Raw genomic sequence first — 7,911 nt, 5'->3', positions numbered from 1 at the left:
CCCCCCCCCCCCCCCCCCCCGACCACACTCCTTGGTACATCATTATTATTACGTTGCCATTCTGGCACCGTAGGTCGGATTAGCCGCAGGCGTAATCCGACAAATCAACTCCCTGTCAGCACCGCTGTCGGATTACGACTGCGGCTAATCCGACCTACGGTTACGCCTTTGGCAGCAAATCTGCCTCCGCCAGGCACCGGCGGATCTGATCCAGCGCTTCCGGATTCGCCATGGCATCGCGGTTGTCGCTGCGGGCGGAGCCGTTGATCAGCCGGGCCACCGCCAGCTCCACTTTCTTGCCACTGCGGGTATAGGGAATGTCCGGCACGGTGATCACGTGCTTGGGCACGTGTCGGGGGCTGGCCCCTTCGCGGATACGGATTTTCAGGCGTTTGATCAACGCCTCCCCAAGGGGTTCGCCATCAGCCGGGACCACCAGCAACACCACTTCCACGTCACCGTCGATCTGCCGACCGATGACCAGGCTGTCTTTGACGGCGGCTTCGGTTTCGACCTGACGATAGATTTCGGCGGTGCCAATTCTCACACCACCCGGGTTGAGAGTGGCGTCTGAGCGGCCATAGATAACTGCGCCGCCATGTTCGGTGAATTCGATGAAATCACCGTGAGCCCACACGCCCGGAAAGGTGTCGAAGTAGGCGCTGCGATAGCGTTCGCCATCGGCGTCGTCCCAGAAGCACACCGGCATAGAGGGTAACGGCTGGCGGCAGACCAGCTCGCCGCGGCCGTCGCTGACCGGCTTGCCATCGTCACTGTAGGCGACGGCGTCGACACCCAGGAAGCGGCACTGGATTTCGCCACGGCGCACCGGCAGTAGCGGGGTGGCACCCACGAAGCAACCGCAGATATCGGTACCGCCAGCGATGGAGCCCAGCAATACCCCGGGAGCACCGTCGCGGTAGACCCAGTCGTAATCTTCCGGTAACAGCGGGGAGCCGGTGGAGAACAGCACGCGCAGCGCGCTCAGGTCGAGCGTGTCAGCGGGCTTGAGTTCGGCTTTGCGGCAGCCGGCCAGGAAGCGGGCGCTGGTGCCGAAATGGCTGACCTTTTCGCCAGCGATGGTGTCCCACAGGGCGTTCAGGGTTGGGTAGCCGGGGGAGCCGTCCACGGTGATAACCGCAGCACCGGTCAGCAGCGCAGAGGCCTGCCAGTTCCACATCATCCAGCCGCAGGTGGTGAAGTAGAGAAAGCGGTCTTCCGGCCCCACATCGCCGTGCAGCATCAGCTCCTTGGCATGATTGACCAACAGGCCGGCCGCCCCGTGGACGATGCATTTGGGTTTGCCGGTAGTACCGGAGGAATACAGAATGTAGACCGGATGATCCGGGGGCAGCGGTGTAAACGAGGGGGACTGGCCGGCACCGAATGCCAGGGCGTCGCCCCAGGTGGTAACCCGGTCGCCGGAGATCGGAGGTTGATCCGGTAACTGCGGGACACTGACCACGCACTTCAGGGTAGGCAGGCCGGCGATCAGTTCGGCAAAGTCGTCCTGACGCGCGAACACTTTACCCCCGTAGCCATAGCCGTTGACCGCGATCAGGGCGGATGGCTCAATCTGGCCGAAACGATCCAGGATCGCACCCACGCCGAAATCGGGTGACGCGGAACTCCAGATAGCCCCCAGGCTGGTGGCCGCCAGCATGCCCACCATGGCTTCGTAGCCATTGGTGACCACGCCTGCCACGCGATCACCCTGCTGGACGCCTTGATCTCGCAGGAAGGCTTCCAGGGCACCGGTGTCAGCCTTTAGCTCGGCATAGCTACGGCGCAACACGGGCCGGGTTTCGCAGTAGGCCACGACGGCTTCGCTCTGCGCCTGCTCACCATCGGCCAGGCGCAGCAGATTGGCGGCAAAATTCACGGTCATACCGGGAAACCATTCGGCACCGGGCATATCACGACGGCCCAGAACCCGGTCCGCCGGTGTCTCACTGACCAGACCGCAATAGTCCCACACCTTTGCCCAGAAGGTACTCAGGTCGTCGATGGACCACTGGTGCAGGGCGTGGTAATCAGCAAAGGGGCCGAAACCCTGGTCTTCCAGCCAGGTTTTGAAGCGAGCCATCTGGCAGTTGGTCAGGGTGTCTTCCGAAGGAGACCAGACCACCGGTGACTGTTCTGTGTTGCTCATCCGTCTCTCCTGTAACTTACTGCATGTGCCAGCCGTGGCTGACCACGATGGACTGGCCGGTCAAGGCGGCGGACGGGAAGGCAGCCAGGTGCACGGCCAGTTCGGAGACATCGTCCACCGTCGTGAACTCCCCGTCCACGGTGCTTTTCAGCATGACTTTGCTGATGACGTCTTCCTCGGAGATACCCAACTCCCTCGCCTGCTCCGGGATCTGCTTGTCCACCAGCGGTGTGCGTACAAAGCCCGGGCAGATAATATTACTGCGAACGCCATGTTCAGCCCCTTCTTTCGCAACTGCCCGGCACAACCCCAGCATACCGTGTTTGGCTGCTACATAGGGAGCCTTGAGCGGGGAAGCCTCCAGGGAGTGCACCGAGCCCATGTACAGCATGGTGCCACCGCCACTGGCATACATCGCCCGCAGCGCGGCCCGGGTCAGCAGGAAAGCGCCGTCCAGATGCACACCCATCACCTTGCTCCAATTGGCGTAGGACAACTTGTGCAAAGGGTCGATATGCTGGATACCGGCGTTCGCCACGGCAATATCCAGGCCGCCCCAGCGCTCGACCACAGCGTTCATTCCGCTATCCACGGCGTGTTCGTCGGTGACATCCATCGCCAGCGGCATGGCTGAACCACCGGCTGACTGGATGGCATCAACGGCCTCCTGTGCGCTGGCAAGATCCAGATCCGCCACCGCAACCCGGGCACCTTCACGGGCATAGTGTTCGGCAATGGCGCGGCCAATGCCGCGGCCAGCTCCGGTAATAAGGGCAACTTTGTTGTTGAGACGCATGGCGTCGGCTCCTTGTTGTTATCTGTCGTGTTAATCTGAATCGTTGTTTGGCGCTGGTCAGCAAAGTGGCGGACTAGGGCCCACCGTATACTTCATTCGGCAGCCAGGTCGCCAGTGGCTCAAACCAGAACACCAACGCCAGCCCCAGCAACTGCAGCCCAATGAACGGCAGCACGCCGAGATAGATATCCCGCGTGGTGATGCCGGGAGGGCACACCCCTTTAATGTAGAACAGGGAGAAGCCAACCGGCGGCGTCAGGAAAGATGTCTGCAGGCAAATGGCGAACATAACGGCGAACCACACCGGTTCTACACCCATGGAAAAGATCACCGGTGCCACCAGTGGCAGGATGATCAGGGTGATTTCCACCCAGTCCAGGAAGAATCCCAGCAGAAAGGTGATGAACAGAATGGTCAGCAACACACCGGTGGTGCCGAATGGCAGGCTGGTGATCGCCTCGCGGATAACATCGTCCCCGCCCAGCCCTCTCAGCACGGCGGCAAACACCGTGGCACCGATAAAAATACCGAAAATAAACGCCGTGGTGCGGCTGGTCTGGTAGAGCGATTCCCTGAGCACCGTCATATCCAGACGACGACTCAGGACCGCCATCAACAAAGCACCGGCGGCACCGACTGCTGACGCCTCGGTGGTGGTGGCAATGCCGAAGAAGATGGAGCCCAGCACCGCCATAATCAGCGCCATCGGTGGCACCACGGCCAAAAACAGATCCAGCACGGCACGGCGATCCAGCGGCTGACGGTTCTGGGGGGCCGGGGCCAAATCTTTCTTGATCCAGGACGCGATCACAATGTACAGGATGTACATAGCGCCCAACATAACGCCGGGTATCAGCGCGCCCATGAACAGCTTGCCAACCGAGGCATCGGACGTACCCAGGCGGTCGGCCATCAGCACCAGCATGATACTGGGCGGCACCAGGATGCCCAGCGTTCCCACCGAACAGGCGGTACCTACAGCCAGTGATTTGTTGTAGTTCGCCTGCATCATCGGCCCAAGCGAAAGCATGCCCAGCAGCACCACCGAGGCTCCGACGATGCCCGTTGAGGCGGCCAGCAGAACGCCGACAAGCACCACGGTAATCGCATAGCCGCCGCGCAGGGGGCCGAGCACCCGCACCAGGCTGTGCATCAGTTTCTCGGCGATGCCGGACCGGTCCAGCATGATGCCCATGAAAATAAACAGTGGCAGCGCCACCATCAGCTCATTGGCGACCACCCCAAACAGCCGGGCGTCCAGCGCACCAATCGTACCGTTCCAGGTGAACCAGAGATCGGCGTCGAAATACTCGACCAGTACAAAACCAACGCCACCGAACACCAGCCCGATGCCAGCGAGTGACCAGGCCACCGGAAAACCCAGCAGCAGCAACAGCATAAAGCTGGCAAACATGGCGGTAACAAGAATTGCTTCCAAACCCATGACGTCTTTGCCTCTTGATCAGGGGTGCGGATGGCCGCCATTGCGGTCATCACGGGGAATGTGGATTTCCCGCGGAAAACGGAAAAGCAGCGTGGTACAGCGCAATACCCGGGAGAACATCGCCAGCCACACCAGCATCAGCGAGAGGGGCAGCACACTTTTAAAAATGAACCGATACGGCAGACCACTGGGAGCCTGGGAGCGCTCATTGAGCTCATAGGCTTTGTAGGCGTAGGGAACCAGAACCTCGATCATCAGGTAGACAATCGGCAGGGCAAGCGCCACCAGCCCGACCAGTTCAACCACGGCTTTCGCCTTCGGGGAAAATTTTTCATGGAGCACATCAACCCGGACGTGGTCATCCCGGACCACCGCGTAGGCGAGCGTCAGCATCATCGCTGCGCCAAACAGGTGCCAGGACAGCTCTTCCAGGGCGACAGAGCCCGCATTCAGGACGAAGCGTGCGAACACATTCGCCAATACAACCAGCAAAACACCCAACCACAGCCAGGAGCTGATCTTGCCGATGGCGACCACAAACCGGTCCAGTTGCCAGGACACACGGTTGTAGGGCAGATCGTCAGTGGCCGGCTGCGGTACAGGCACATCATGATTATCGTGCGTTTCCGTCACGGGAACCTCGGGGAATCAACGGGTAGGAATGACAGGCACCACCGCGGTGGTGCCTGTTTCAGGCAATCGGGTTCAGATCAGTCGTACTGATAGAAATCCCGTGGCAGGTAGCCATTGGTGTGCCAGATGGAATGATGCTCCATGAACTCCCGCTGACTGGCGAGCACACGGCTGAACATTTCATCCTCTTCCGCGATCTCGTCCAGCACCTCGTTGGTGGCTTTCTCGAGTTCACGCAGCACTGGCTCCGGCAGGGTCTGGGCGTTGACGCCTTCGCCTTCGTAATCACGCAGCGCGGTGGGCTGGGCAAATTCGCTCTGGGCGAAGCCTTTCAGCGTCGCGGATTCGCAACCCATTTCGATCAGGGCACGGCTCTCGGGCTCAAGATCGTTCCAGACGTCCTTGTTGACCAACAGGTGTGACGTGGTCAGGGTCTGGTGCCAGCCCGGCATGATGTAGTTCTTGATGATCTGGTCGAGGCCCAGCATCTTGTCGATGGCAGGCTGGGAGAATTCGGTGGCGTCGATGGTGCCACGCTCCAGCGACTGATAAATCTCGCCGCCCGGAATCATGGTCACCGAAGCGCCCAGCTTCTCCAGCACTTTGCCGCCAATGCCGGCAAAGCGGATTTTCAGGCCATCGAAGTCTTCCAGGTTGTTGATGGGGTCAGCGAACCAGCCCGCACCTTCGGGCCCGATAATGCTGCACAGCATCGGATGGATGTTGCGCTCGTCATAGATCTCTTCGAGCAATGCTTTGCCATCGCCTTCGTAGTACCACGCCAGATAGGCCGGCGGTTCCATGTTGAACGGTGCACCCGAATAGAGAGGCAGGGCCGGAATGGTGCCCTGATCGTAGCCAACCCAGGTGTAGCCCGCCGGGTATTTGCCCTCGCTGACGGAGTCCATGATCTCAAACGGAGGCACCAGCTCACCCGGCTCGTAGTAACGCAGTTGCATGTCACCACCGGAGATCGCTTTCAGGCTCTCTGAGAGATGTTTGACCGGGGTGGTGAGGCCGACCAAATGGGAAGGGAAAGCCAGCGGTACCTGCCAGCGGACTTTTTCCGCAGCCATTGCCTGGGTGCTGATCATGCTGCCGGACATGACCGCGGCCGCGGCAACGCCGACACTCAAACGCGAGAGTTTTTGCTTAATCGACATGAAGAGAATCCTTCTTTTTGTTGTCTTTAACGTCAGAAAAACAGAAAACAAAACCACTGAATCTTCGGGTCCAACGATGAGGGTCAGTTTTGTTGTCTGGATTGTTCTGACGTCCTGCACGCTTGAGATAGCAGGTGTCATGCCAGTAAAACAAAAATCATAAAAATCAAATAGATAAAATAACAACAGGAGAGCAGGCAAGCGCAAGTTGTCCGGAAATCAGGACAAATTGAGACCTATGTCGTAAGGAATTGTACGGATATCCGTACAATTGTCCGGAGATCAGGACATCTTGGTGAGCTTTTCGTAAAGCACTGATCGGGAGATGCCCAGCAGCTTCGCCGTCTGGGTGCGGTTACCACGGCAGGCCACCAAGGCGGCTTCGATGGCCTGGGCTTCCGCCTCGGCCATGACCTGGGTCAACGGTCGAACCGGTCGCGGTGACAAATATGGCTGGGGCCTGGAGCCGTTGCGGGGCAACACTTTGAAAATGGCATCGGCGTCCAGCAGGCCGTTTTCCTCGCCCATGGTCAGTGCCCGCTCCAACACATTTCTGAGTTCACGGATGTTGCCGGGCCAATCATAGCCACCCAGGGCAGAAACCCCGGCGTCGGTGATCTCACCACGGACATCGAGACCGTCACCGATGTCTTCGAGAAGCGCTTCGCACAACACGCCCAGGTCCGCCAGCCGTTCCCTCAACGGCGGAATGGGGATTTCCAATACGTTGAGCCGATAGTAAAGATCCGACCGGAAGGTGCCCTCCGCCATCATCGATTCCAGGTTGCGGCTGGTCGCCGCAATAACACGCACATCCACCGACGCCACCTTGTTGGACCCCAGCGGTTCGATTTCCCCTTCCTGCAGTGCCCGCAACAGTTTGGCCTGAAGCGCCAATGGCATGTCCCCCACCTCGTCAAGAAACAGAGTGCCGCCATTGGCCAATTGGAACTTGCCGTCGCGGGTGCGGCGATCGGCACCGGTGTAGGCACCGGGGGCGACACCGAAGAATTCCGCTTCCAGCAGATTCTCGGGGATGGCCGCCACGTTGACGCCGACAAACGGCTTTTCCGCACGGCCAGATACCGAATGGATGGCCTGGGCCAACACTTCCTTGCCGGTGCCGGTTTCACCCAACAGAAGCACCGGCATGTCGCGGCCGGCCGCCAGCCGGGCACGACGCTTGACCTCCAGCGCCGCCGGGCTGGCACCGACAAAATCGCCAAGGCTGTAGCGGGTGCCCCGGGCTTTCTTCGCCAGGGCCTTGCGAGCGGCCGCCAGGTCCTGATGCAGGCGTCGGTATTTACTGACCAGCGGCGTCAGGGGTTGCAGGTCGTCGTACAGGACGAACGCCACCGCGCCGACAATATCACCGCTGTCATCGTAATAAGGTAGCCGGGTGACCACCAACTGCTGTTGCTGGTGCTCCATAATATCCAGCAACAGGGGTTTTCCGGTTTCGACCACTTCCGGCATGCGGGTATGGGGGATCACGTCCCGCACCAGGCGGCCAATCACCATCGAAGGGTCCGCCAGCCCCAGAAGCTGGGCGTAACTGGCGTTGATCCAGGTGATACGGCTGGCGTGATCGACGGCGATGGCACCGGCGCTGGCTTGCTCGAACATCGGAAACAGGGCTTCGATCAGCTCCCGGGTCAGGCCATTCTTTTTATTGTGGGTGAATAGCTGTGTCATGGTGCGGTTACCGCCAGAAAGATCATGC

6 protein-coding genes are annotated in these 7,911 nt (G+C 60.0%); all 6 read right to left on the bottom strand.

The window, feature by feature from the left end:
• Positions 1-160: 160 nt before the first annotated feature.
• Positions 161-2,152 (bottom strand): acetoacetate--CoA ligase, encoded by a 1,992-nt coding sequence (locus WD429_RS04425; RefSeq protein ID WP_368420962.1) that lies wholly within the window; start codon positions 2,150-2,152, stop codon positions 161-163.
• Between the two features lie 16 nt (positions 2,153-2,168).
• A complete protein-coding gene (locus WD429_RS04420) occupies positions 2,169-2,948 on the bottom strand; it encodes a 3-hydroxybutyrate dehydrogenase (RefSeq protein ID WP_368420961.1) in 780 nt (259 codons plus the stop codon).
• A 73-nt stretch (positions 2,949-3,021) separates the two neighbouring features.
• Positions 3,022-4,392 carry a TRAP transporter large permease subunit gene (locus WD429_RS04415; RefSeq protein WP_368420960.1) on the bottom strand — a complete coding sequence of 457 codons (1,371 nt, stop codon included), beginning with the start codon at positions 4,390-4,392 and terminating at the stop codon, positions 3,022-3,024.
• An 18-nt stretch (positions 4,393-4,410) separates the two neighbouring features.
• Positions 4,411-4,998 (bottom strand): TRAP transporter small permease subunit, encoded by a 588-nt coding sequence (locus WD429_RS04410; RefSeq protein ID WP_368420959.1) that lies wholly within the window; start codon positions 4,996-4,998, stop codon positions 4,411-4,413.
• Positions 4,999-5,102: 104 nt separating this feature from the next.
• On the bottom strand, positions 5,103-6,188 hold the full coding sequence (locus tag WD429_RS04405; RefSeq protein ID WP_368420958.1) for a TRAP transporter substrate-binding protein: 1,086 nt from the start codon (positions 6,186-6,188) through the stop codon (positions 5,103-5,105).
• Between the two features lie 282 nt (positions 6,189-6,470).
• On the bottom strand, positions 6,471-7,883 hold the full coding sequence (locus WD429_RS04400; protein ID WP_368420963.1) for a sigma-54 interaction domain-containing protein: 1,413 nt from the start codon (positions 7,881-7,883) through the stop codon (positions 6,471-6,473).
• Between the last annotated feature and the right edge of the window lie 28 nt (positions 7,884-7,911).

This window comes from Marinobacter sp. (assembly GCF_040904845.1).
Lineage (GTDB): Bacteria > Pseudomonadota > Gammaproteobacteria > Pseudomonadales > Oleiphilaceae > Marinobacter.
This window is presented reverse-complemented; position numbering and strand designations above follow the sequence as displayed.

Excerpts from the sequence above, each read along its gene's own strand:
- WD429_RS04425 (WP_368420962.1), bottom strand. The coding sequence starts at position 2,152 with ATGAGCAACACAGAACAGTCACCGGTGGTCTGGTCTCCTTCGGAAGAC.
- WD429_RS04420 (WP_368420961.1), bottom strand. The coding sequence starts at position 2,948 with ATGCGTCTCAACAACAAAGTTGCCCTTATTACCGGAGCTGGCCGCGGC.
- WD429_RS04415 (WP_368420960.1), bottom strand. The coding sequence starts at position 4,392 with ATGGGTTTGGAAGCAATTCTTGTTACCGCCATGTTTGCCAGCTTTATG.
- WD429_RS04405 (WP_368420958.1), bottom strand. The coding sequence starts at position 6,188 with ATGTCGATTAAGCAAAAACTCTCGCGTTTGAGTGTCGGCGTTGCCGCG.
- WD429_RS04400 (WP_368420963.1), bottom strand. The coding sequence starts at position 7,883 with ATGACACAGCTATTCACCCACAATAAAAAGAATGGCCTGACCCGGGAG.